We start from the raw sequence: 24,404 nt of genomic DNA, 5'->3' as shown, positions 1-24,404 counted from the left end.
AAAGGCCAGCGAACTGGCCTTGATAACAAATACTGGAGAATTTACAGCGAAGCCAACAGCTGCAACAACTGCTCTGGTGGACGATAGCCAGGCTCAAGTGTGCCATCTTCCATAATAATCGACGGAGTCGCTGTTATCCCTACCTGCTGCGCAAAAGCAAACTGTTCAGCGACACTAGTTTCACATTCTTTAGCGTTTACTGAGCCACCTGCTTTGGCATTTGTCATCGCTTCTCTAGGATCCGTTGCGCACCAAATAGACACCAGGTCATCATGAGACTTACTACCTAAGCCTCCACGTGGAAACGCCAGGTAACGCACGGTAATGCCCATGGCATTGTATTCTTCTATTTGATTGTGCAGCTTGCGGCAATAACCACAGGTGATATCGGTGAAAATCGTTATCGCATACTTTTCATCTTTGGCCTTAAATTCAATAACGTCATCATTGAATTTAGCGATCCCTTCTTTGCGCACACCCACCAATGCTTCTTCGGTTTCGTTGCGCATGCCGTCATCCATATTGTAGATACGACCATGCAACAGGTATTTGCCATCACTGCTGACGTAAAACAAGCCGCGCTCGGTCATCACTTGCAAAATACCATCTACCGGAGAATCCGCCACACTGCTCACTGACATGCGCAGCATCGACTCAATCTTTTGCTTGGCAAGCGTTCCTGGCTCTTGCTCAGCGTTAACCAACCCACCTGCCAAAAGGCAAGTTAACCCAACCACTTTAATCCAATTTTTCATATACTACTTTGTCCACCTTATTCCAGGGAATAAACAACCTTTGTTGATATAGACCCCAGATATGCAAATAAATTGCATAGAGTTTTTTAGCTGCGTCCAGTCTAGAACATATCGAGGTAAATTTCAGCCCCTTGGATGATGTTGTGCCACCAACTTTTGTAACCTTTCTGTAGCGATGTGTGTATAGATTTGGGTAGTAGAAAGATCACTGTGGCCCAATAGCATTTGCACAACACGTAAATCTGCACCGTGATTTAACAAATGAGTGGCAAAGGCATGACGCAATGTATGTGGTGACAGCTCGGCTTTTATTCCCGCTTTTTTGGCGTAGTACTTAATGCGATGCCAGAAAGTTTGTCGCGTCATTTGTACCCCTCGACTGCTGGGAAATAACACATCAACATTGTTTTTAAGCAACAAGCCTCGTCCTTGACACATAAAGCGCTCTATCCACTCAATAGCATCCTCGCCCATTGGTACCAGACGCTCTTTATTGCCTTTACCAATAACCCTGATCACCCCCTGCTGCAAACTCACCTGGTTTAATTGTAAGCTCGTCAGCTCTGTTACTCGCAAGCCGGAAGCATAGAGCAACTCCAGCATCGCTTTGTCTCGAAGTTGTACCGGATCTTCATCCGTTTGCGGCGCACTCAACAACGCTTCTACCTGTTTTTCCGTCAACGCTTTTGGCAATGATTTTGGCAATTTCGGATTCTGTATCAAGGAGATGGGATCGTCTTCCCGCAAATTATTTTCCTGACACCAACTTAAAAACGCCCGTAAACTACTTAAAAAACGGGCTGTGCTGCGCTCTGACAAGCCGCAATCATAGCGATGTCCCAGGTACTCGTGAACCTGATATTGGTCAAAACTAAGCAATGAAAAGGCAAAATTGCTTTTAAACAGGAACTCACTCATTTTGAGCAAATCAGTACGGTACGACGCCAGGGTATTTTGACTCAAGCCTTTTTCTATCCAAATGCTATCCAGAAACTCTTCTATCAATTGCAGATTGGCTTCATCAAGCTTGGGGGTTCTATGTTTCTTTACCATTGCACTATGTATGTGATAACGAACTATCTTTGAATTTCAGCATTCCACATGTTCGCCTATTTTGACCGCCCTGAACAGTCCGAGCTAAAAATCGTAAAAATTCGTAATTTTTTCCAAAAAAGTGCTTACAAAACAGACAGAGTTGCTAGACTGTGAGTGTTTTTTAACCCCTGTAAAGAGAGCACAACAGATGGAACTCGGAAAGTTTTGCTTAAGCCTGTCAGTCGAGGATATTCAGCAATCCAGAGATTTTTACCAAAAATTGGGTTTCGAACCTGTACCTGGGTGTGGCTCTATGGAGGCCAAATGGCTGATCATGCAAAACGGCGAAAATATGATTGGTCTGTTCCAGGGTATGTTTCAAGGCAACATCTTTACCTTCAACCCTAAAGATGTGCATCAACTTCAAGATGATTTGAAAGAAAATGGGGTGCAACTGGACAAGGAAGCCGAGTCAGGGGATGGTCCTTCTCATATTATGCTGCGGGATCCTGACGGCAATGTAATCATGCTGGACCAGATATAAACCGCCCCCACATACTCAGTACAACTGGAAAGCATCGACGAATTTCATTAAACTGCGCCCCCTTTGCAGTCCAATGGAACAGCATAAATGAAAATTGCCCTTTTTTATGGTTCAACCACCTGTTACACCGAGATGGCAGCAGAAAAAATTGTTGCTGAATTCGCCTCAGTATCAGAATTAAAAGATATCCCGCTGTTCAATATAAAAGACACGAATCTTGCCAAAATGGCTGAGTTCGATGTACTGATCTTGGGTATTTCTACGTGGGACTTCGGAGAGATACAGGAGGATTGGGAGTCGCAATGGCAAGATATCGCCGATGTTAATCTAAAGGGTAAAACCATCGCGCTTTACGGTATGGGTGATCAGTTGGGCTATGCCGATTGGTTCCAGGACGCATTGGGTATGCTGCATGATGAAGTGATTCTGCAGGATTGCACTGTCATTGGTTATTGGCCTAATGAAGGTTACGAGTTTAGCGCTTCCAAAGCCGTCACTGAGGACGGCGAATTCTTTGTCGGTTTGTCGCTAGATGATGAAAACCAATATGAGCAATCTGATGAGCGCATTGCCCAATGGGTTGCCCAGATCAACGCTGAACTTGCCGAGCTCTAATACCAATTAGTAATAATAACTAACTATCAAAAAAACCGAACCGAGTATCAGCGCTAAGCGAGAAATTATTTTCAAGAGCCAGACCATCAAGGCCCAGATATTCCCTTAGTTCTGTCATCACATGGGCGGGGTGGATAATGCTGCCGGACTGTTCATCAGACTGCCAGTTCGCAGGATTGATAGGTATGACATTATGCCCTTCGTCAGTCATTCCCACGGTGCGATTGGTATAAGCGGCCCCTTTTTCCATCACGATATAGCTACTGATGGGCCAGTGATCTTTACCCTCGCCGTCGTTGTAATGAGGCGTTCGCCCAAAGTCAGATCCCACCATAACCACCAGACGATCTGCAATGCCCTGCTGTTCCGCATAGGTCCAGAGGAAATCGATACTCCTGGCCAACTCAGTAAAGAGCCAGTCATGCTGGGCGTCGTGATTTTCATGAGTGTCATATCCTCCCATGATTAAATCCGCAGAAACGCACACTCCAGAGCCCATTGCCAAAGTTGCTACTTGAGCCTGTCGACTTAACGATGACCAAAGAAAATTGCCATCATCCACGGGCTCCTGTAAATCACCGACATTTTCCAATGCAGTTGAGAACTGTGACAATATACTGCCGTTTTCCACAGCTGCGGCGAAATTACCCCGGCTGCGTTGTTGTAAGGTTGTCAGTTCCTGAGCTTGCTGAAGTTCCGTTAAGCGTTGATTTTTCATTACTTCAATGCGGGCCCAATCATTATCATGCAGATAATTATTGTCACCCCAACGCGCTCTGTTGGGGTAGATAACATTATTCAGAGCTTGAATGTTATCCAGTTGCGTGTAACGGGTTAGCCCCCCTGTGGCGGAATACCCCCCATTGCTGATATAGGCTACAGGTAAACTGCCACCATATTGCGCTGCAAACAAAGCCGTTAAAGAGGGAAAGCCATCGGATAAGCGTCCACTCCAGTTATGCACAACACCTGCAGTATGGCTGTTGGTTTGCGCGTCAACACCATTTATTACCAACATGTCCTGGTAGTACTTGTCGAAAAACCATTGATTGTTAGCAAAAGCAGCATAACGTAAGTTGCCTGATTCGCCTGGCTCGCCATTACTTGCCCAATTATTGATAAATATATCACCGGTATTGATCTTCGGGTCGCAGAACGAAGTGACATCCCATCCCCCCTCGGCCTGTATCGTGATGAGAAATTTACCATTGTAATCGGCGGGAGCAGCAAACAAGTTAAAACTAGCAGGCAGAGAGGCTGCAACCGAAGTCAGTCCAAGCGTTTTAAAAAAGTGTCGTCTGTTCATGTTGGCTCTCTCTAGTCGTGAAGATATTGATAGTCAGTCATCAGATAAACCATGACGGCTCGCCATCCCGCAAGTGCACCAAAAGGGTCTTGCCCAACGATATTACCGCCCCACTGCTCTTCCGTATCCCAGTCACTGGTATCAAAATTACAGCTTGTTCCATTATCCCACTCCCAAATCAAACCACTGCCAGAACGGCTGCGCTTATCTTCCATGGTTTCGTTAAAGAGTGTCATCAAGCGGGTAATTTCCGTGTCTTGAGGGTCATGCTTTTGCCCCCAGAAAAGCTGTACCAACTCCACCATTTTGTCTCTGAGTACATCACCTGTAGGGCTGGATTGGGTTATGGGGTCTAAGACGCCAACACTCATTGCCACATTGGCAAAACCGATAACTCTGTCATCGCCGTCTTCCAGTGCGCCATCATTGTTGTATTCTTGATAATAAGCTTCCATCACCAGGGTATAATCACCCGCTTCATCAAATTCTACGGGTAAGGTCACCGAGCAATTGCCCCAAAACACTCTGTCTGTAGGTCGATTGGTATCCTCAGCGTGATTCCAGGTAGTATTGGAACAGATCCCATCCATTGGCGTACCCGATACGATATCTAAATCAGCTGCCGTTACTGACAGCAACGCATTGTTTTGAGCGTCATAGATAGAGATGTGATCCATAATCAAATCTTGGTGGGAACCCGTCTCGCCAATCCAGGTATCATTGGTATAAGCCAAAATGATGTTATTTGTACCAGCCTCAACGCTAAAATTGAGTTCATAAGCTTCACTTTGTTCAGAGCCTAAACCATCTACTTCAGCATCCCGCTCAATGAGAATACCCGGCACCGTGCTGCGTTCGATGCCGTTGAACAATCGGCGTTGCCCTTGTGTTTGGTTGATGTCCAACAACACCGTGGGACAAGACGCCTCTGCGGCATGGGCGGTAGCCACTTTGGCCATAATCGACGTCATGTCTCGAGCGCGTTTGGTCACGCCAAAGGAGTCAATACCGCCGTACATGATGTTGTAATTGTAATTCCATTCAGTGCGCAACATACCGTGGTTCCAGCCGTCCAACCACGGATTCCAAAGGTAATTGGTCAGGGAGCGGGTTTTGCGTTCCAACTCTTCCGGTGTTAACAATCTCTCGCTGCCAGCCACTGCGTATTGCAAAGCGGCATCGGCATTAGCTGATTGCCCTGCCACACGGAACCAAGGGCTAATCGCTAAATCGGCAATGGTTTGTCTTAAGCTGCCGTGTTCTCTGAGTTGTTCAGCGAGCGTCAAAATAAAAGCACTTTGCTCCATGAAAGCTTCGTTTTTGGCAGAATAGTCGGCTTCATCCAATGATTGCGGTGCAGTTAAGGGGTCACTGCCAAAAATAGCTTCCCAGAAAAACTTCACCATGGCGATGGCAAAACGATCATCTGCGGCAATTTGCTGTCCCAGCCATTGTATACTGTCTTGTCCTTGCGGAACCGGATTGGTTTCCAGGCCGGGGGCTAGCATATCGCGATACCAAGTATCCCCCTCCTGATAAAGAGAGTCGTCATCTTCGGGCCATTTATAAGTCCAGGGCAATGAATCCTGTCCACCCCACTGGTCTTTGTAGTTACCCCAGTCACCATAGTCCTGATACGCCCCGGCAATCGGATCCAGTGTTTGATGGCACACGGTACAGTTGGCGTTATTCAGGGTCGGATTGTTGGTGTCAGCCAAAGCATCAGGGTCTTGCGTGCGCTGTGCCGACTTTTCGATATCAAAGTCCAGAAAGTGATAGTAAGTCCAACGAGAACGCGCTCTGTTGCGATTCGTTGCGGTGGAGGGGTAGCGGTTTAACCAGGCCAAATCATTCAATAATCCTGCATGCGGCCATTCGATATTGCTGCCTTCACTGATGATATTCAAGCCAAACTGAGTCCATTCACCATCGAAACTCTCGTCGTGGATCATGGCCCCTGTCATTTGTCCGGGGGCAAACTGCCAAGCGTCATCTCCCACCACATCAGCATCGCCTCGCAACGCCTCATTGGTGAAAGAGTTGAGCATCATATAATCCGCGGTCACAATCTCAGTAAATGGCAAATCGTTTTCCACCACATGGGCGATTAATTCCACCGGAGCACGTAAAATGCCAATCTCGACCCCACGACGCCAGCGCCAGTAAGCGTCTGTTGCCTCTTGAGATTGTTCTAATCCGGCTTCGTAATTACGCGCCGCAATTTCCGGAAAATAGCTGTCATCCAGTACTTCCATACCACGCTCAAAAAACTTGTCAGTTAACAATCTGTCATTGGCGGCCGTTACCAGAAACTCATGAAAGCCTTCCCCCGTTAGCTGGTTTAAAATAGCTTCACGCAATGCAGTATCATCCGCAGCAGCCAGATTGTCCATTTCGCTTAAATCTGGAACTCTTCCCGTGAGCAACAATAATGCTCTGCGATAACTCAAATCTGCGGATAACATGGAGGCATTAGCCCAAAAGCCCGCATCGTCGCCACTACCATTGTCGTTATCATCTTCGTCGCCTGAGCCGGAGTCCGAGGTTAGCAAAACAAGGTAGGTTTCAAAGGCTTGATATTCCTCACTACCAGCAGGCAACTGGGTACCACCGATATGCCCCAGGCCACCACTGGCTTTACCCAAAAAGTAGTCGCTATCAACACCATCCAACGCCAGGAAATCAGCGATGCGTTGCTGATTGATAGCAAGATAATCACTTTCCGTATTGCGCTCGAATATCAATCTCGCCTGCCCGTCAGCGGCTCCACCTGATATATGGCATGCGATACATCGGCTTTGCACAATACCGTCGGAGATATTTTGTTGATAATACTCATCAGCATCAATCTGCGAGGGGTTATCATCTGAGTCGGCGTCTTGTTGGCGCATTAACACCTTAATTGACCAGGGCGCTAAAGCGGGAATATCGGTGGACTCTCGTCCAAAGTTAAAGCGGTTAATCGAGCCTTCCAGACTACTAAGATAAATAAATTCTCCCGTGGCAGGTCGGCGAATAGCTAAATCAGCTTTGCCATCGCCATCGTAATCCGCTGGCACTGGAATGTCGGTACTTTGTTTGCCAAAAACCCGTTCGTAGCGACTACCACCTTCTGGGTAGTTGCCGGAGGAATAATAGATATACCAGGTGCCGGTGGCAGGACGCCAAATTGCAATATCACTCAGGCCATCACCGTCATAATCAGCGGGCAGCTTTAAATCAGTCTCTTGCCGACCTAGAAAAGTGCGCACAGTTGTGTTGCTGGAAGTTTGTCGCACATACCAGGTACCATCTCGCCATATAGCGAAATCGGCGCGCGCATCGGCGTCAAAGTAGCCAATAAGTGGGGTATCAGTAGCCAACCGGCCATAATCTACTTGTTTCAACTCGCCATTTTCAGAAGCGAGGTAATACCAACGCCCCTCGGAAGGACGACGCACGATGACTTCATCAATACCATCCCCGGTGCGATCTGCAATAAAGGGAATGTCACCAGTTTGCCCTAGCTGCACTGTAGTTTGGCTGTCGTCATCGTAACGAATGTGCCATAGCCCGGTATCTTCATACCAAACAGCGAAGTCGGTTAAGCCATTACCATTGAGGTCACCGGTCAAAGGTACGCCACTTGTGCCTTGTCCCAATTCGCTGCGGGTCAAGATACTATTGTCTTGTGGAGATTTACTGTAAAAAGTGAGATTCGAAGGACGCCAGAGAGTAAAGTCAGCCTGCCCATCTCCGTTTACGTCGTCAGTCGCTAACACTACCGGTGAGGTCAATATCGACACCATCAGTGTATTTAGCCAAATGTATTTTTTCACAGTCATACTCCTGCGCAACAGTGCCCGGCACCCTTCATTTTTAATCAGCAATACTCTTATAGCAAGGATATCGTCCACAATGCAGCTTAATTAAAGGTAAATGTGAAAGGGTTAACAGTAATACTGAAAAGTTGCTCAATTCTTACCAATTATCACCTGAATTTACCGCCTATCACTTTTCTTCCCCTAAAAAATACTCCTTATTGCAATCTGGTACGGCACTGAAGGAGGTCGTTATGAATTTGACACACACGAACAGCGAACAGCATTTTGAAACCGGCGCTAAGCACTATCTGGCACCGATGCTGACACTACTGTTTTCGGGAAACTGGTTGTTTTTGTCAGTAATGCAATCGCTTTACCCGGCGATGGTGGCTTCACAATCCACAACCCTGTTGCTATGGGCTGGACTCATTTCCGCCTTTGTTAGTGCATTTAGCTTCAAAAATAAACAAGGAGAATAACTCATGGCCACCTTATCTGCACCCGCGGCACTACTGGATATCTATGCTGCCCCTAAGGATGTTTTCAGCACGTTAAAACAAAATAGAGGCATCACCTGGCTGGCATTGCTACTACTGGTTACTCTTACCGCTGGCAGTATCCTCTGGTTTTACTCCGGGATGAGCGACCAATGGATAGTGGACCAACAATTGCTGCAAATGAGCTTTGAATCCCCAACAGAGCAAGCGCAAGTTGAGCAGTTCATGTTGGAAAATGCCCCTCACACCGGCACCTTAGGGGCCATTTTCAGCGTCGTGTTTTTAATAATTATGCTGGCCGTACTAGCGCTGTATTTCAAACTCGTCGGCCGTCGGGATGAGCAAGCCACTTATGGAGATTGGTTTGCCTTTAGCGTCTGGACCCAGATGCCTATGGCATTGCAATTGATTGGATTTATTGCATTGTTTGTCAGTGCTGGCGGCGGTGATCTATCCATAAATCTGCCCAACTACACTTCCGTTAATCAATTGTTCCTCAATCTGCCAGTTCAACACAATTGGTTTCAGTTTGCTGAGGCCGCCAATGTGTTTTTCTTGTGGAGTATCTTATTGGGTGCCAAAGGTTTAATGCAGTGGTGCAACATGACCATGCTAAAAGCCACAAGTCTGTCAGCCGCACCGTACCTTGCCATTTTTGCCATCTGGGCAGTCTTCATCTAATCGCGGAGCACAAATATGAAAAAAGCTATCATCTTTAGCAGTCTTGCGGTTGCCATGGTGGCACTCATCAGCTGGAAAAATTTATCAGCCAGTCAGCAGGCTTTTGAGGTGGAAGTGTCAACCGCCACTGAAGGCTATCTTGCAGAGACCGTACTGGCTTCCGGTAACTTTATTTTCAATGAACAAATAAATATCCGACCGCAAGTCTCTGGAAGAGTACAAACCCTGTACGTGGAAGAAGGCGACATGGTGCAACAAGGAGAGTTACTGTTGCAGTTGGACCCTGAAGCATTTGAGGCTGAGACTGAAAAAGCGCAAGCGGAAGTGACCGCCAGACAAATTGCGATAGAAGCAGCCAAGGAAACCTTGAGTAACCTGGAGAAGCAATGGCAGCGCCAGTCCCGACTGTTAACTCAAGGATTACAGCAACAAGAAGTGGTGGATGATTTACTCAACCAGGTAAACCTTGCTCGCATTCAAGTGAGAGCGGCACAAGCCAATCTGGAACAGGCTCATGCCACTCTCAAATTCGTGCAAGACCAGTTGGCTAAAACCAGCTTTATTGCGCCCATGAGCGGATTGGTATCCAGTCTGGATATCAAGCAAGGAGAGACGGTCATTGCCGGCACCACCAATATTGTTGGCTCCGACTTAATGACCATTGCGGATCCTAGTGTCATTCTGGCTGAAATCAGAGTAGATGAAGCGGATATCGCCACCATTGCTTTGGGTCAACAAGTTGAGATTTACGCTGCTGCGTGGCCTAAACATCCATTTACCGGAAAAATTACTCAGATCGGCACCAGTGCTAAGCATCATGGTCAAAATCCTGGCTTGTCCTTCAGTGTTAAAGTGTTACTGGAAAGCAGTGAACTGCCGGTATTTCCGGGCATGAGTTGTCGTGCCGAAATCATTACTGCTGTCGGTGAGCAAACCACCAACATTCCCATCGCAGCGGTGCAACACGAACAAAATAAACCCTATGTATGGGTGGTTGAAAACAACAGCGTTGTGCGCAAAAACGTGGCCTTGGGAATGGCTTCGGATACGGAACAGGCTATCGCTACCGGGTTGGCTGCTGGTGAGCAAATTGTTATTGGCCCCACTCGCACAATGTCACAGTTGCAAAGCGACAGTAAAATATCCATCAGGGAGAAAAGCTAATGTGGGCGCAAAACAAGTCGCCCTCATCGGGGTCAAACACCGATAAGGGTATCATTCAACTGCGGAATATAGTGAAAAGCTATCCCTGTGGAGATGAGACCTTCTATGCACTGAAAGATATCAATCTCGACATCAAAAAAAACGATTATGTGGCCATTGTGGGCCCTTCGGGATCCGGTAAGTCCACTCTGATGAACCTGCTGGGTTGTCTGGATACGCCATGCTCTGGTGAATATTTATTGGCCGACAAAGCAATAGAGCAATTGCCAGAAACAGAATTGGCCCACTTACGAAATAAATCCGTGGGCTTTATCTTCCAGAGTTTTAATTTATTACCCAGAGCCACAGCGTTAGCCAATGTCATGCAGCCTTTGGTATACCGCTTTATTCCTCATAAACAGCGTTTGGCAATGGCCACCGAAGCACTAGAGCGAGTGGGCTTGAAAGACAAAATCCAACACTTCCCCAACCAGCTTTCCGGCGGTCAACGTCAGAGGGTTGCGATAGCTAGAGCATTGGTAACCCAACCGGATATTTTGTTGGGGGATGAGCCAACAGGGAACCTTGATAGCCAAACCACACAAGAAGTGATGAGCCTGTTTGATGAATTACACAACGAGGGACACACCATAGTGCTGATCACCCATGAGCAGGAAATTGCCGATCATTGCCTGCGTGTCATCAGGCTTGTGGATGGTGAAATACACTCAGACATTCGGAATCATTTATATGTTTAAAAATCTTTTAGCCGTTTACGAAGGCAGTATGGCGGCTTTTCACGCCATTCGAGCCCACGCGATGCGCAGTACACTTACCACCTTGGGAATTATTATCGGTGTCGCGGCGGTCATTGCCGTGGTGGCAATAATGCAAGGGCTCACCCAATCCATCACCAAACAACTTGATGATCTGGGAAGTGACGTAGTCACCATTACCGCTCACACTAACAGGGAAGATATGTTACTGGGCTTTGAAAACACCCTGAGTTATCACGATTTTGAGTCTCTCAAAGGTAAAGTAGAGGGCCTGGAAGATATCAGTGTTTCCATGAAAGCCTTCAGTTTTGGGGCCAGTGTACAGTATGGTCGCAATGTGACCCAAACCCAGATCATAGGCACCGACAGCGCTTATCAAAGAGTGATCAGAATCTTTCCCGAAGCCGGGCGCTTTTTATCTGAAAGTGATGATTTGCGTCGCCGCCGAGTAGCCTTTGTCGGCGCAACTATCGTCAAAGAACTCAATATCGAAGGCAATCCTGTCGGTGAATTTATCAGCCTTAATGGCGAATGGTTTCGCATCATTGGCATAGCCGAAAAGCAAGGAACCCTGTTTGGATTTGACCAGGACAACTACATCATCGCTCCATTTGGTACCCTCAAATCTTTGAGCGGCGAACAGGTTACCCGGAATGTGGACATTATGTATCGTCCCAAGCCGGATGCGGATGAAGAGGCTATTAAGCAGCAAATCAGTCAGATTTTACGCAAACGTCACAATCTCACCGAGAATGAGGCTGACGACTTTGAATTTGTCAGCGCTGAGCGCACCAAGTCCCAGTTTAAAACCATTACCACCTCAGTCACATTGGTAGCAGGTGGTGTGGTTGGCATCAGCTTACTGGTAGGTGGCATTGGCGTGATGAATATCATGCTGGTATCAGTAACCGAGCGCACCAGAGAAATAGGTACCCAAAAAGCGTTAGGTGCGACTCCGGGTTTCATCATGACGCAATTTCTTATCGAAGCACTGGTATTATCCCTGTTCGGTGGCATTCTTGGGCTGCTATTAGGCTACGGCGTTGCCGCCATGCTAGCCATGATGATCCCCGGGTTGTCGGACACCTTAGTCCCGGTATGGGCCATTTTACTTTCTCTTGGATTCACCACGGCAATTGGGGTATTGTTTGGCCTGGCACCAGCCATGAAAGCCGCCAAACTCAACCCTATTGATGCGCTAAGATACGAATAACAAGAATCAAAAGACAATGATCACCGGACCTCAATTTAAACGTTTTGTTGCCTACTACTGGCGACTGAGCAGAAACTACTCCACCCCCTATGCGATTGCTCAGTTGCTGGTTTTCGCTGTCACCACTTTCAACATATTGTCCAACATTTTGGTGTTAGGACTGGATGAATCTTTGGGTGGCTTAGCCGGGTACGTGGCTCGCGGCCTGACCGAGGGATTATTATTTTTAATCTTCTGCCATTATGTACTCAGAGGCTATTTAAAAACCCAATTTATCCAATACAGTGTCAACCTGAAACGCTGTTTTAAATTGTTGGCAATATTGGCAGGTATATCCGCATTACACGTGCTGTTCATTTACCATTTTGATGCATCCAGCTACTTTGGTGATCTGGAAACCGACTCTATGACCATAGTGATCAATGGCAAAGAACATCAAGTAGATTTTAACACACCACAGATCTGGGTAATCGCTCTGCTCAACCAGATTATTCTCTATTTACTCTGGTCGCTTCTCTATATTTTCTGGCACGCCACAAAAAGCAAACGGGAGCTGCAAAAACAAGTACAGGAAGCGCGCATTCAACAATTAACCAACCAGTTAAATCCCCACTTTTTGTTTAATACCCTAAATAGTATCCGGGCCATGATTTTTGAAGATAAAACCAAAGCCGCGGAACTGGTAACCCAACTGAGCGAATTGTTTCGCACCCATTTACAGGCTCATTTGAAACCTTCAACCACACTAGAAGAAGAATGGCGTATTGCAAAACAATATCTGGACATTGAGAAAGTGCGTCTGGAAGAAAGGTTGCAAATGAGCATCGATATTGCCCCAGACACGCAACAGCAAAAACTGCCCACCTTGCTGCTGTTAACCTTGGCAGAAAATGCGATTAAACACGGCATTGCCCCTGTGGCTAGCGAAGGGTTATTGAGCCTGAAAACCCAAAAAACTGCTCCCGAACGCTGGCAGTTGATTATGAGTAATAGCGTTGCTCAGGAACAGCAAATGCCAGGTACTAAAACCGGCCTGAAAAACACTCGCCAACGTTTACAATTGATGTTTGCAGATAGTGCGCAATTACACATCACGAAATCCGCTGACAGTTTCACGGTAATCTTGGATATGCCCTATGTTTAAAGCACTTATTGTTGATGACGAACGCCTGGCCAGAGCTGAGCTTAAACGTTTACTGTCAGAATATCAGGATACCATTCAGGTTGTGGCAGAAGCCGCAAATGCGGAGGCAGCTTTGGAAAAGCTGGGCAATTGCGATATCGATTTAGTGTTTCTGGATGTGCAAATGCCGGGCATGACAGGCGTGGAACTGGCAGAGCAAATCGACTCCGATATCCAGTTCATATTTTGCACCGCCTTTGATCAATATGCAGTGGATGCCTTCACCTTGAATGCCGTGGATTACCTGGTTAAGCCCATCAACCCACAACGACTGGCACAGTGCATTAAAAAATTACAGCGAGATACGAGCGCGGCTTCGGCAGATAGCACAACTTCCCATACTGAAAACTACCTACCCGATCATCATGGCCTGTTGCTCAAATTCGGTGATGTAAACCGAATCGTTAAACTGGCCGAAATTGAACGCTTCGAGAGCATTGGTAATCACTGTGCCGTCTATTCACCATCAGGCAAGTCATGGGTGCACAGTTCACTGTCAAAAGTAGAGTCACGCTTGGATCCCACGGTGTTTTTCAAAGCCAGTCGGTCAGAGTTGATCCGGGTTGATGCTATAGAACGTATTGAACCGGGAATGAAAACCGGCTCTTATGTCGCCATCATGAATTCAGGACAAATGATAGAATTGAGCCGCAGGCAAGCACAAACCCTGAAGCAGTTATTCAGTGCATTTTAGGGTATCCTTAACCACAAATACTCATTTAGAAAAACCCCTACTACAATATGATTTCTGACAACCCCGTAATTATCACAGGTGGCGCACAGCGTCTTGGTTTGGCCACGGCCAAAACTCTTAATCAACAAGGATATAAGGTGGTCATTAGCTATCGTCAGGAGCGCCCTGTTATCCAGAAACTTAAACAACAAGGCATCGATTGCCTCTATGCCGATTTTTCCAGTAACCAAGGGATAACAACCTTTATTGACGAAATAAAGCAGCGCTATACTCACCTCAGAGCTTTGATACACAACGCATCAACCTGGTCTCGGGATCCAAAACCCTACAATGCTGAGGACGGAGCCGATATCATGGACGACATGATGCAGGTACACGTAAAAACCCCTTTGCTCATCAATAAAGCACTAGCAGAAAGAATTGAAGACCAAGGTGATATTCTTCATATTAGTGACCAGGTGGCTACTATAGGTAGTTTTAAACACATGGCATATGCCGCATCAAAAGCTGCCCTGGAAAACCTCACAATGTCTTTTGCCAGAGATCTGGCACCGCGTATAAAAGTTAACGCAATCGCTCCCGCCCTCATCAAATTTAACGAATGGGACGATGCCGAATATCGCGAAAAAGCGTTGCAAAAGTCCTTACTAGGCACAGAACCGGGAGAGCAATGCTTTACCGAAAGCGTCTCATTTTTATTGCAGAATACTTATATTACCGGCCGCGTTTTACCTTTGGATGGTGGCCGTCACCTCAAACTTCCATAAATTAATGTTTGCTTGATTTTTACCGAGCGCCCGCTATTAATTTAGTGGGACAGGTATTGGAAGAGCAGTAATGGAAAAAGCAAAACTCGCTGGGATCTTAAAAAAAATTCCCTTATTCAAAAAGCTCAGTGAAGCTGAAATAGACATGATATTGGCTATGCCTAAAAGCTATGTCAGTTTCAGTCAGGGGGAAGTGATAATGGAAGAGGGAGAGCGAGATGACGCTTTTTTTATCTTAATGCACGGAGAGGTGTCCATCTGGCGCAATGAACAAGTGATTGCCAATGTACAGCCTCCAAACTTTTTAGGTGAAGTCGGCTTTATAGTGGGTGATCCTCGCGTGGCGACGGTCACTGCGGCGAGCGACAATGTCGTCGCCATGAAGATAACCGCCTTTCACTTTAAATCGCTAAATAGTCATATTCGCGAGTGCATTAAAGACAAAATCATAGAAGGCCTGGTGTTGCGTTTAAACCAAACCATAGACGCCGCCCGCAAACAAACCACTTCACCGGATACCAGTTTTGACAAACTTTTGGATGAAAAGTACGCTCAAGGCGAAACTTGGTAGCCGTCACCTAATTTCCAATTTCGCAATAAGTACAATAAGGAACATCCAATGATTCGATATTTACTGCTCATTTTCAGTATTTTCTCATTTGCCAGCGGGTCTCAAGAGCAAGGTCGAACAATTACAGCAATGCCCGAGGTTTTATCTTTTAAAGAGCGCGTTGCACCGATTAATGCCATGGTAACCGACAGGCTGAATAATCTTTTACCTCAACTTATGACAGATTCGGATCTGGATATGTGGTTGGTTATCAATCGCGAATACGGTGAAGATCGCCTGTTTTATACTTTGGTGCCACAACCCACCTTTGCCGCCCGCCGAACCACTATTTTGGTATTTCACAAGCTACCCGACGGTTCGGTAGAACGCTTCAGTGTCAGTCGATATCCCATTGGTGAGCTGTACCCTACCGTCTGGCAAGGCGGTAGCAAAGAACAACAGTGGCAACGACTGGCAGAGATCATTGCAGAGCGCGACCCACAGCGCATTGGCATTAATAGCAGCGAAAACTGGGCATTGGCTGATGGCTTAAGCGTCGGTTTACACAACAAACTCAAATCCGTATTGCCAACAAAATACCAACAACGCCTGGTGAGCGCCGAAGATTTAGTGGTGCGCTGGATGGAAACCAGAAGTGATAAAGAAATCCAGGTGTATCCGCAAGTTGTCACCATTGCTCGAGGCGTTATCGCTGAAGCATTTTCCAACAAGGTTATTACACCCGGCATCACCACTACCGACGATATTGCCTGGTATATCCGGGAACGATTCGAGGAACTGCAGGTACGCCCCTGGTTCCAGCCTTACGTCAATATCCAGCGTCGCGGCGATGCAACCTCAAAGCAAGATGTATTTATGGGCAAATCACCGCGTACCGTATTGCCGGGGGATGTACTGCACACTGATGTAGGTATTTGTTATTTGCAGTTGTGTACTGATACCCAGGAAATGGGCTACGTTCTAAAACTGGGAGAGTCATCCGTTCCGCAAGGCTTGGTTAGCGCACTCAAAATCGGCAACCAATGGCAGGACCTGCTCACTGACGCATTTGAAACAGGTAAAACCGGAAATCAGATTCTGGCAGATACCCACAAAAACAGTAAACAGCAAGGCATCCTCAGCAGCACCTACACCCACCCCTTGGGCTTTGTAGGACATGCCTCAGGCCCAACGATTGGTATGTGGGACAACCAGGGTGACACTCCGATTCAAGGAGACTGGTTACTCTACCCCAATACTGCCTATGCCATCGAAGGCAATATCAAAGCACAAGTCCCCGAATGGGATGATCAGTGGGTTCAAATCAAACTGGAGCAAAGCGCCCTGTTCGACGGCACTACCGTCTGGTACTTAGCCGGCCGTCAAACCCAGTGGCATGTGATTCGATAAGAATGGCAGTGGCGCTCCAGGAGGGGAAATAGGATGGCTCTTCAAAAAATATTCTAAGCGTCGGTTTCCGCCTCCGTTAGCAAATTTCTGAAGGGCATTTCAACTTCCTGACAAAACAACAAAAACCCATAACCTTATGATTTTATCAACAAAAATATAAGCAAAAGGGGCCAAATAGTAAAAATCGGCAAAAATCAAACTATCTGAAAAAAAACATATGTTATTAAGGAGATATTAAAAATGCTGCTGCAAATAACCCAAAATCTGAATTCAAGTTCGTTGAATCCAGGGCTTCAAGTATCCAACAACGCTTTCACTCGCTTCAACAAAGTTTCACTGCTGAACGGCTTAGTTAACACTTGTTCTTCTTGTATATGGGGTTGCGTATCAGCACAACGGTCACCAATATAACCACTCACTAGCAAGATTTTTGTATTGGGGAAGTCTTCCATGATCTTGCTGCTTAATTCCCAGCCATCCATGTGTGGCATGATCACATCGGAAATCACCAGGTCAAAAGTCTGTTCTTGCATTTTTTGAATGGCCTCAGCGCCACTGTAACAACCGGATACCGAATAGCCATAAGCGCTGAGCATTAATCGAGATATTTCCACTAACTCTCGCTCATCATCCACAACCAGTATTGACTCTGAACCTTGTAACCGACTCTGCTCTTGGTGTTGCGCGTTTTCGGTTGTTCTGTCTGGTGATGGTTTAGAAGGAAAATATAATTCAAAACGGGTGCCTTGTCCGAGATTAGAGTGCACTTCAACAAAGCCTTTGCTTCTCTGGGTAAACCCATACACCTGACTTAAACCAAGGCCTGTGCCCTTCTCCGCTTTGGTGGTAAAGAAAGGTTCGAATAATTGCTCCTGTATGTCCTGGCTCATACCACAACCATTGTCTTCAATAGCCAGCTGCACAAATTGGGTATCGCTACGTTGTTTTTTCTTCGGCGCCTGAAAGATCTTGTTTTGCGTACTGATGGTTAAGGTGCCCTTGTGCTCCATAGCATGGATCGCATTGAGCACCATATTAATCAATGCATCCTCAAAATCTGAAACATCAAGCTCACACCACCATAAATCAGGACTTAATTCCAGCTGCAACTCAATACTGACCGTCATTATCTTCTGCAGCATATCGACATTGTTTTGTAGTACATCATTGAGGTTAACAACTTGTTTTTGCACGCTTTGTTTGCTAGAAAAGGCCAATAAACGCCGAGTGAGTTTTTCACCTCGCGTACAAGCTTTATTGATGTGCTGCGCATGATTGTGGATGGGGCCATCTAACGCTATGGCATTGCGCTCAATCAAGCTGGCATAGCCAACTATAATCCCCAACAGATTATTAAAGTCATGAGCCACCCCCCCCGTTAATTTGCCAAGGGCATCCATTTTCTGAGTACGACGCAGTTGCTCTTCTTGCTGCCGCCGTTCAGTGATATCCGTTGAAATACCGCACATAGCATAAATTTCACCATCGCTATCAAACAGTGGAAATTTTTCCGAGATGTAAAGCCGAAAGCCTTCCTCCTGAGGGATCTCCTCCTCTATTTCATGATGTTCACCGGTGGTAATGACCCGTCTGTCGTTAGCCATCACTTCTTGTGCCACTGATGGCGGTAAAAAATCGGTATCTTTGTTACCTAAAACTTTGTTTCTCGGGATACTCAATACCTGTTCGTACTTTTTATTTACAAACAGATATCGGCCTTCAGTGTCTTTGACGTACACCACGGCTGGAGAGTGATCCATGATATCTTGCATACTTTTTTGGCTGGCGAGTAATTCCTGCCGCATACCATACTTGTCAGTGATATCTTGAAACACCCCGAACACCCGAACGCATTGTCCGTTGGCTGATTCAGCGTTGCCGATAACCCGAACAATGCGCTCTCTGCCCGTTTGAGTGACTATGGTCAACTCAACATCCCAAGGAACACTGGCATTTACGGCGTTGTTAAACAATTCGGTTATCTTTGCCCGGTCTTGCCCTGCTTTATAAAAATTTATGGCCTCTGCAACGTTAGGCTCGTATTCGTCATCAACTTCATGAATACGTCGGGTCTGCTCACTCCAGACGAGATTATTAGTAGTAAGATCCACTTCCCAGGTACCAATATTGGCGGCAGCCTCAAGTTTGCAGAGGCGCTCAGCCATGTTTTTGAGCCAGCCCTTTTCTCCCAGATCATTGGGCTGCTCCGCGAAACACTGCAGTTGTTTCAGTTCTTTTTGATAATTCCTGCATTGGGCCTCTTGTGCTTTTTGTTCCGACAAGTCTCGAACATAAGCAATAAGGCCTTGTTGATCGTCAATATTGAAATAGATCGCCTTAATGCTGACAGGCAAAATGTCGCCAAACTTAGTTTGGTGCTGGGTTTCAAACTGAACTTGCCCGGAGGCTTTTATCTCCGCCCAAAAAGTTGGCCACACTTCTCTCGGGAAAAGTGGATCCCACTCCCAAACATACTTGCCAATAAGTTCGTTGCGTTGATATTGCAGTGTTTTACAGGCACTGTGATTTACGTAAAAAATTCGCGAGTCGGCATGCATCCAGAAAACTTCTTCTTCCGCTGCTTCAGCACTTATTTGTAGCAGAGATATAATGCTTGAAGACTCTAAGTTTAATGGAAAATTATTGGCCAATTCTCCATGTGACAGCTTTTCCAGCGTGACATTAAGTGGTGCATCAAATCTCATAATGCTATGCAGTTAGTTTCATTTATTTCCATAGCATAGCCCATGCATCCAGACTTGCACTTATCAGGAGGCTTTTAGTAAAGCGTACCTCCTGCCAATACTGGCAATGACATAGCGCAATAGCATAATGTTAAACAACAATAAAAGCCCGGGGATCACCACCAGCGTTAACAGCAGATGAGCTGCAGAGCGCATCACGATATGTGAACTTCGTTGCACCTTTTGATTTAGCTTGGCGGCCGCGGCCTTGTGTAAAAAGTGGACGCCCGATTTACCTTTGTCTTTTAAATCAGCCTGCGCAGCTACAGAAGATTGACCGCTCAGCTCTTCAGCGACGTGCGAGAAGTATTGATGGCTGGATTGCATCCCCAAAAGCTTATTAACCACTTGTGTGGCGCCTGAACTCAGGTGAATACTATAGGGTATCGCAAGATGACTAATCAAAAACAAGACTGTTATGAGTTTCACCACTTGCCCCATGATCACCGAGTGCATTGCACTTTGAAACAGTAAACTGGTCAGACTCCATAAAAACACAATAAGCAATAATAATTCGAATAAATAAGGAGCCAGGTATTCACTCACCAAAGCTATGGCTTCCAGCGCACCAATCGCGGCCATCGCCATTAATAAATAGCCCTTACCTCTATCGAGAATATCAGCGAGGTTATTGAGTAACTCGCCCACCTGAACGTTCATCTCGAAGATAAACGAAAGGCCAAACTGACTGCTGGCGGCCACATCAACAACGGCACTTAAACCCAATAGCCCCATATAATCAGCCAACAAACGCGACTCTAATCCAGCAAGATATTCAGAGTTGGCTTTTACCAACGCCCCTTGTTGAAACCAGACGGCAACACCTGACAACCAGCCCTGCGAATAACAAACCCACAAAAGCAATAAACTGACATTGAGCAGCAGCAAATAACGCCTTGAATGAAGCCACTGAATGATGGCATTTTTGCCACTGAGTTGCGAATTAGCCATCTTATTGCCCCTTATATGCGCAGCGTAGTGCGGTCATTCCGGACTCACCGCTAAGCAATCGGTCTCGGTCCACATTACCCGTTATGCCCGGCACCCGCCCGGTTTCACTGTATTGCCACATGATCAGGTTTTCGACGCCCTCGGGAGCGTTCATCATGGCACTATAATCCGCCAACCAAAAGGGATAGTGATTGAATTGTGGGCCGATATTGTCCTGCCAAAAATCTTTATAGGAATAAATGATAGGTGTGCACCCGGTGGCTTTCTGCACCACCTCTAGCCAGGTTTTCAAGCGCTGCTGAATTTCACCGCTTGTTTGGTTTTTGGTGGTTTCCACATCCACCATGGGGACCAACGTCAAAGGTTTGCCTTTAATGGTGTTTAAAAAATTTTGCGCTTGTTTCTGCGGATCATCCTCAGCTTCAAAAAAGTGATAAGCGCCAATATCAACTTTTAAAGCGCTCAAGGATTGCAGGTTTTTGTCGAACATTGGATCTTGCCAGGTGATGCCATCACTGGCCTTGTGATACACAAACTGTATACCACTGCCAACCACCTGACTCCAATTGACCTCCCCCTGGTCATGGGACACATCAATTCCCTGGATAACCTCGGTATTGGTTATATTAGCGGCTTCTGCAGTTGGCTGCGAACCTACCAATAGGGGGCGAGAGATAATACCAATAACTAATACTAAAACCAGTGCAATAATTAGCAAAAATTCTGAAGATTTGAGATATACACTATGATTTTGCGTCACCTTTTTTATCCCTAAAAACAAACACCCGGCATCGCTTGTGATTGGAAAATATCAGCAATACGGGTAACTAAATGTACCTATAATAAACTTAGAGGTTATTGCTGTTTATTCAAGGAAAAATCAGCGTGAATTCTGCACCTTGACCTCGTGGCTCTTCCAGCCGAATATTGCCACCGTGCACCAGCATGATTTGTCGGGCAAGCGCCAGCCCCACACCAGAGCCGGATTTTTTGGTGGTAAAAAAAGGCACAAAGATTTTGTCTTTTATCTCCGGGGCAATACCACAACCATCATCGCAAATACTGACCACCAGCTTACTGCGTTTGTTTAATGCGACTTTCACCGTCAGGTTCAAAGGAGTTTCTGGGGCCGATTTCGCCTGTTCGGCATTTTGAAACAGATTGATAAACAACTGCTCCAACATTTGCGGATCGGCGCTGACTTCCAATTCCGGATCAGCCACCTCCAGATGAAATAAGATATGCTGCTCCTGCCACTGCTGTGAGAACAGGCTTTGTACTCGGGTGAGCAACTGCACAATCTTAACCGGCTTTTTTACCGGTGCAGGTAAGTGGGTTATGCTGCGATAACTATTGACAAAACTCTGCAATCCTTCGCAGCGTTTCGCTACCGTGGAAATGGCCTGCCTGGCATCGTCAAGATCATCCCCTGCCATTTCTTTTGGTAACTCCGCCAGGATGCTATCTGCCGTACCGGCAAGGCTGGATATTGGCGTAATGCTGTTAATAATTTCATGGGTCAGTACCTTCACCAGATCTTGCCATGCATCAATTTGAGTCTTTTCCAGCTCTGAGGCAATATCTTGTAGCGAAATGACTCTATCGCGGTTGCCTCCGTGTATCACTTCCCGCACAGAGATACTCAGTTGATGCTCGATACCATCAGCGACGAACTTCACCAAACGGCGTTGCGGACCGGATATAGATTGCATCACGTGCAAAAACTCAGTACCAAATCGTTCCAGATCCTCAACTCGCGTCAGGCTACTACTGTTGAACAAACGCCGGACAGCGTTATTCCACAAGGTCAAACGCCCATCAGCATGAATACTCAACAGTGGCACAGGTACCTGCTCAATAACTGACTTGAGTCGTTGGGTGGTTTGTTCCTGTAACTCACGGCGCTGTTGTTCCTGTTGAATAGTCTCTGTAATCTCCCTGCCCAATTCCTCAAAACCGTCACCGTAGCCCTTAAAATCGAATCGCGTCGAAAAGTCTCGATAGCGCAAGGCTTGTAAAAATCGAGCGATCTGAAGATTCGTTCTGGTTATCTGCTGCTGAATCCCCCAAAACTGCAACACAATCAGGCCACCCAGCACCCACTGGGTGACTAAAAAGCCTTGCAACTGCAACAAATGAGCAAAGGCATACAAACTGCTTGCCAGCACTAGCACTCGCAAGAAAAGTTGACTGGAGTAACGCTTAAAGATCATGTTTTTCCATCCTGCGGTACAGCGCTGCCCGGGTTAAACCTAGTGCCTTGGCTGCATGAGATATGTTGTATTTGTGCTTGCGCAAAGCTTGCTGGATCACCTGTTTTTCCATGCGCTCAAGATTCAAATCCCGCTCTTCCATTGCCGAGTTCTGATTATCCGGCAATGTTTTTTGCAGTTGAAAGTCCTGAATATTCAAATGCTCGGTGTCGCTTAATATGACTGCTCTTTCCAAGGCATGCTTTAACTCTCGCACATTGCCAGGCCAATGGTAATCCAGCAAAGTTGCTTTGCTTTCAGGTGATAATTTTAAGCCCGTTTTTTGGTATTTACGGGCAAACAGTGCAAGGTAGTGCTGGGCAATTTCTTCGATATCTTCTTTGCGCTCTCGCAGAGGAGGTAAGGTAACCTCTACCGTATTGAGTCGAAATAACAAATCTTGTCGAAAATACTGTTCATCCTGCAATTTCTCGACACTCAAGTTAGTAGCAGAAATCAGACGAATATCCACCTCTATGGGTTGATTACTGCCAAGCGGTACGACTTTTCGTTGCTCCAATACGGTTAACAATCGGGTTTGTAAATGCAAGGGTAAATTGCCGATTTCATCCAGAAACAGCGTCCCCCCGTTGGCTGCCTGAATTTTTCCGGTTCGGTCTTCTCTGGCATCGGTAAAAGCCCCTTTTTTATGTCCGAATAGCTCACTTTCGAACAGGTTTTCCGGTACAGCGCCTAAATCGATGCTCATGAAAACATTGTCTACTCTCTGGCTGTTGGCGTGAATAGTGCGGGCCAGCATTTCTTTACCTGTACCATTTTCTCCCAATAACAGCATATTGGCGTTAGTGGCCGCCGCTTTAGATACAATGTGTTTAACCTTTTCTAGTGCTTTTGAACGCCCCAACATAGGATGTGCTTCGCTACCCGCAATTGCCGCACTTAACGCCTTATTGGTTTGTTTGAGTTGCGTTGCTTCCATGCGAGTTTGACGTAACTGACATGCCGCAGAGACAGTGGCTAATAACTTTTCATTTTGCCAGGGTTTGGCCACAAAGTCGGTAGCGCCTTGCTTCATCGCCTCAACAGCAAGGTTGATAGCACCATGAGCTGTGATAAGGACAACGACGGCTTGGGGGTCGATCTCCAGTATTTGCCGTAACCAACTAAAACCTTGCTCGCAGCTGCTTTCACCCGGACCAAAATTCATATCCAATAAAATCACATCAAAGGCGGGTTGAGCTTGTGCCATTAGCTGCGGAATTTGCTCAGGGCGATTGCAGATCATCACTTCATCAAAATGCCTTTTGAGCAATAATTTACTGGCCACAAGAATGTCTTCGTCATCATCTACGATTAGAATTTTATTGTTCACGCTGGATTCGTTTTCTTTTCAAACTGTTCATTAACGTACACCAACTGTTCAAATTCGTACACTATTAGTTGCCATCGCTTCCATAAAAACTAATTTTCAACAATAAATTCAGACACTTAGACTTTGGCACAAGACTTGTTTTAAGGATAACA

General features: G+C 46.3%; 21 protein-coding genes. 12 read left to right on the top strand and 9 right to left on the bottom strand.

The features are described 5' to 3' along the window. Positions 1-41: 41 nt before the first annotated feature. Together dsbC and xerD are read right to left on the bottom strand one after the other, a co-directional pair. The gene (gene dsbC / locus ACXAGP_RS15720; RefSeq protein ID WP_475262513.1) at positions 42-755 is read right to left on the bottom strand and encodes a bifunctional protein-disulfide isomerase/oxidoreductase DsbC; all 714 of its coding nucleotides are present in this window, start codon (positions 753-755) and stop codon (positions 42-44) included. Positions 756-878: 123 nt separating this feature from the next. Next, positions 879-1,808: a site-specific tyrosine recombinase XerD gene (gene xerD / locus ACXAGP_RS15715; RefSeq protein WP_475262512.1), complete on the bottom strand. Its 930-nt coding sequence runs from the start codon at positions 1,806-1,808 to the stop codon at positions 879-881. 190 nt (positions 1,809-1,998) lie between these two features. Here xerD and ACXAGP_RS15710 point away from each other — a divergent pair, with 190 nt between their 5' ends. Further along, the gene (locus ACXAGP_RS15710) at positions 1,999-2,334 is read left to right on the top strand and encodes a VOC family protein (RefSeq protein WP_475262511.1); all 336 of its coding nucleotides are present in this window, start codon (positions 1,999-2,001) and stop codon (positions 2,332-2,334) included. 87 nt (positions 2,335-2,421) lie between these two features. Then, entirely contained in the window at positions 2,422-2,949 is a 528-nt protein-coding gene (gene fldB / locus ACXAGP_RS15705; protein WP_475262510.1) for a flavodoxin FldB, read from the top strand. Between the two features lie 19 nt (positions 2,950-2,968). Here the strand turns inward: fldB and ACXAGP_RS15700 are convergent, their stop codons facing one another. Beyond that, complete coding sequence (locus ACXAGP_RS15700) at positions 2,969-4,255, bottom strand: DUF1501 domain-containing protein (protein ID WP_475262509.1); 1,287 nt, start codon at positions 4,253-4,255, stop codon at positions 2,969-2,971. An 11-nt stretch (positions 4,256-4,266) separates the two neighbouring features. Continuing rightward, positions 4,267-8,073, bottom strand: a complete 3,807-nt coding sequence (locus ACXAGP_RS15695; RefSeq protein ID WP_475262508.1) for an FG-GAP repeat domain-containing protein — start codon at positions 8,071-8,073, stop codon at positions 4,267-4,269. A 236-nt stretch (positions 8,074-8,309) separates the two neighbouring features. Between ACXAGP_RS15695 and ACXAGP_RS15690 the strand changes: the two genes are divergently transcribed. The 10 genes from ACXAGP_RS15690 to ACXAGP_RS15645 all read left to right on the top strand — a co-directional run bounded on the left by ACXAGP_RS15690 (position 8,310) and on the right by ACXAGP_RS15645 (position 16,972). After that, the gene (locus tag ACXAGP_RS15690; RefSeq protein ID WP_475262507.1) at positions 8,310-8,537 is read left to right on the top strand and encodes a hypothetical protein; all 228 of its coding nucleotides are present in this window, start codon (positions 8,310-8,312) and stop codon (positions 8,535-8,537) included. 3 nt (positions 8,538-8,540) lie between these two features. Next, positions 8,541-9,236: a YIP1 family protein gene (locus tag ACXAGP_RS15685; RefSeq protein ID WP_475262506.1), complete on the top strand. Its 696-nt coding sequence runs from the start codon at positions 8,541-8,543 to the stop codon at positions 9,234-9,236. Positions 9,237-9,251: 15 nt separating this feature from the next. Beyond that, positions 9,252-10,400, top strand: coding sequence for an efflux RND transporter periplasmic adaptor subunit (locus ACXAGP_RS15680; RefSeq protein ID WP_475262505.1), 1,149 nt, complete (start codon positions 9,252-9,254; stop codon positions 10,398-10,400). After that, positions 10,400-11,137 (top strand): ABC transporter ATP-binding protein, encoded by a 738-nt coding sequence (locus tag ACXAGP_RS15675; protein WP_475262504.1) that lies wholly within the window; start codon positions 10,400-10,402, stop codon positions 11,135-11,137. The genes ACXAGP_RS15680 and ACXAGP_RS15675 overlap by 1 nt, the downstream gene beginning before the upstream one ends. Next, entirely contained in the window at positions 11,130-12,368 is a 1,239-nt protein-coding gene (locus ACXAGP_RS15670) for an ABC transporter permease (RefSeq protein ID WP_475262503.1), read from the top strand. The genes ACXAGP_RS15675 and ACXAGP_RS15670 overlap by 8 nt, the downstream gene beginning before the upstream one ends. Before the next feature lie 16 nt (positions 12,369-12,384). Then, complete coding sequence (locus tag ACXAGP_RS15665; protein WP_475262502.1) at positions 12,385-13,512, top strand: sensor histidine kinase; 1,128 nt, start codon at positions 12,385-12,387, stop codon at positions 13,510-13,512. Then, the gene (locus tag ACXAGP_RS15660) at positions 13,505-14,245 is read left to right on the top strand and encodes a LytR/AlgR family response regulator transcription factor (RefSeq protein WP_475262501.1); all 741 of its coding nucleotides are present in this window, start codon (positions 13,505-13,507) and stop codon (positions 14,243-14,245) included. Before ACXAGP_RS15665 ends, ACXAGP_RS15660 begins: the two co-directional genes overlap by 8 nt. Before the next feature lie 47 nt (positions 14,246-14,292). Further along, positions 14,293-15,012 carry a dihydromonapterin reductase gene (folM, locus tag ACXAGP_RS15655; RefSeq protein WP_475262500.1) on the top strand — a complete coding sequence of 240 codons (720 nt, stop codon included), beginning with the start codon at positions 14,293-14,295 and terminating at the stop codon, positions 15,010-15,012. Positions 15,013-15,082: 70 nt separating this feature from the next. Further along, positions 15,083-15,583: a cyclic nucleotide-binding domain-containing protein gene (locus tag ACXAGP_RS15650; protein WP_475262499.1), complete on the top strand. Its 501-nt coding sequence runs from the start codon at positions 15,083-15,085 to the stop codon at positions 15,581-15,583. A 48-nt stretch (positions 15,584-15,631) separates the two neighbouring features. Continuing rightward, a complete protein-coding gene (locus ACXAGP_RS15645; protein ID WP_475262498.1) occupies positions 15,632-16,972 on the top strand; it encodes a M24 family metallopeptidase in 1,341 nt (446 codons plus the stop codon). A 293-nt stretch (positions 16,973-17,265) separates the two neighbouring features. Here the strand turns inward: ACXAGP_RS15645 and ACXAGP_RS15640 are convergent, their stop codons facing one another. From ACXAGP_RS15640 to ACXAGP_RS15620, 5 genes are all read right to left on the bottom strand, one after another. Then, positions 17,266-19,677 (bottom strand): hybrid sensor histidine kinase/response regulator, encoded by a 2,412-nt coding sequence (locus tag ACXAGP_RS15640; protein ID WP_475262497.1) that lies wholly within the window; start codon positions 19,675-19,677, stop codon positions 17,266-17,268. A gap of 63 nt (positions 19,678-19,740) precedes the next feature. Continuing rightward, positions 19,741-20,667 (bottom strand): hypothetical protein, encoded by a 927-nt coding sequence (locus ACXAGP_RS15635; RefSeq protein WP_475262496.1) that lies wholly within the window; start codon positions 20,665-20,667, stop codon positions 19,741-19,743. A gap of 1 nt (position 20,668) precedes the next feature. Next, positions 20,669-21,427, bottom strand: coding sequence for a glycoside hydrolase family 25 protein (locus ACXAGP_RS15630; RefSeq protein ID WP_475262495.1), 759 nt, complete (start codon positions 21,425-21,427; stop codon positions 20,669-20,671). Positions 21,428-21,536: 109 nt separating this feature from the next. After that, the gene (locus ACXAGP_RS15625; protein WP_475262494.1) at positions 21,537-22,880 is read right to left on the bottom strand and encodes a sensor histidine kinase; all 1,344 of its coding nucleotides are present in this window, start codon (positions 22,878-22,880) and stop codon (positions 21,537-21,539) included. Next, positions 22,870-24,252 (bottom strand): sigma-54-dependent transcriptional regulator, encoded by a 1,383-nt coding sequence (locus ACXAGP_RS15620; RefSeq protein ID WP_475262493.1) that lies wholly within the window; start codon positions 24,250-24,252, stop codon positions 22,870-22,872. The genes ACXAGP_RS15625 and ACXAGP_RS15620 overlap by 11 nt, the downstream gene beginning before the upstream one ends. Positions 24,253-24,404 lie beyond the last annotated feature (152 nt).

This window comes from Planctobacterium sp. AWM4_229 (genome assembly GCF_056160305.1).
Note: the sequence above shows the minus strand (reverse complement) of the source record. Positions and strands in the feature narration are given on the sequence as shown.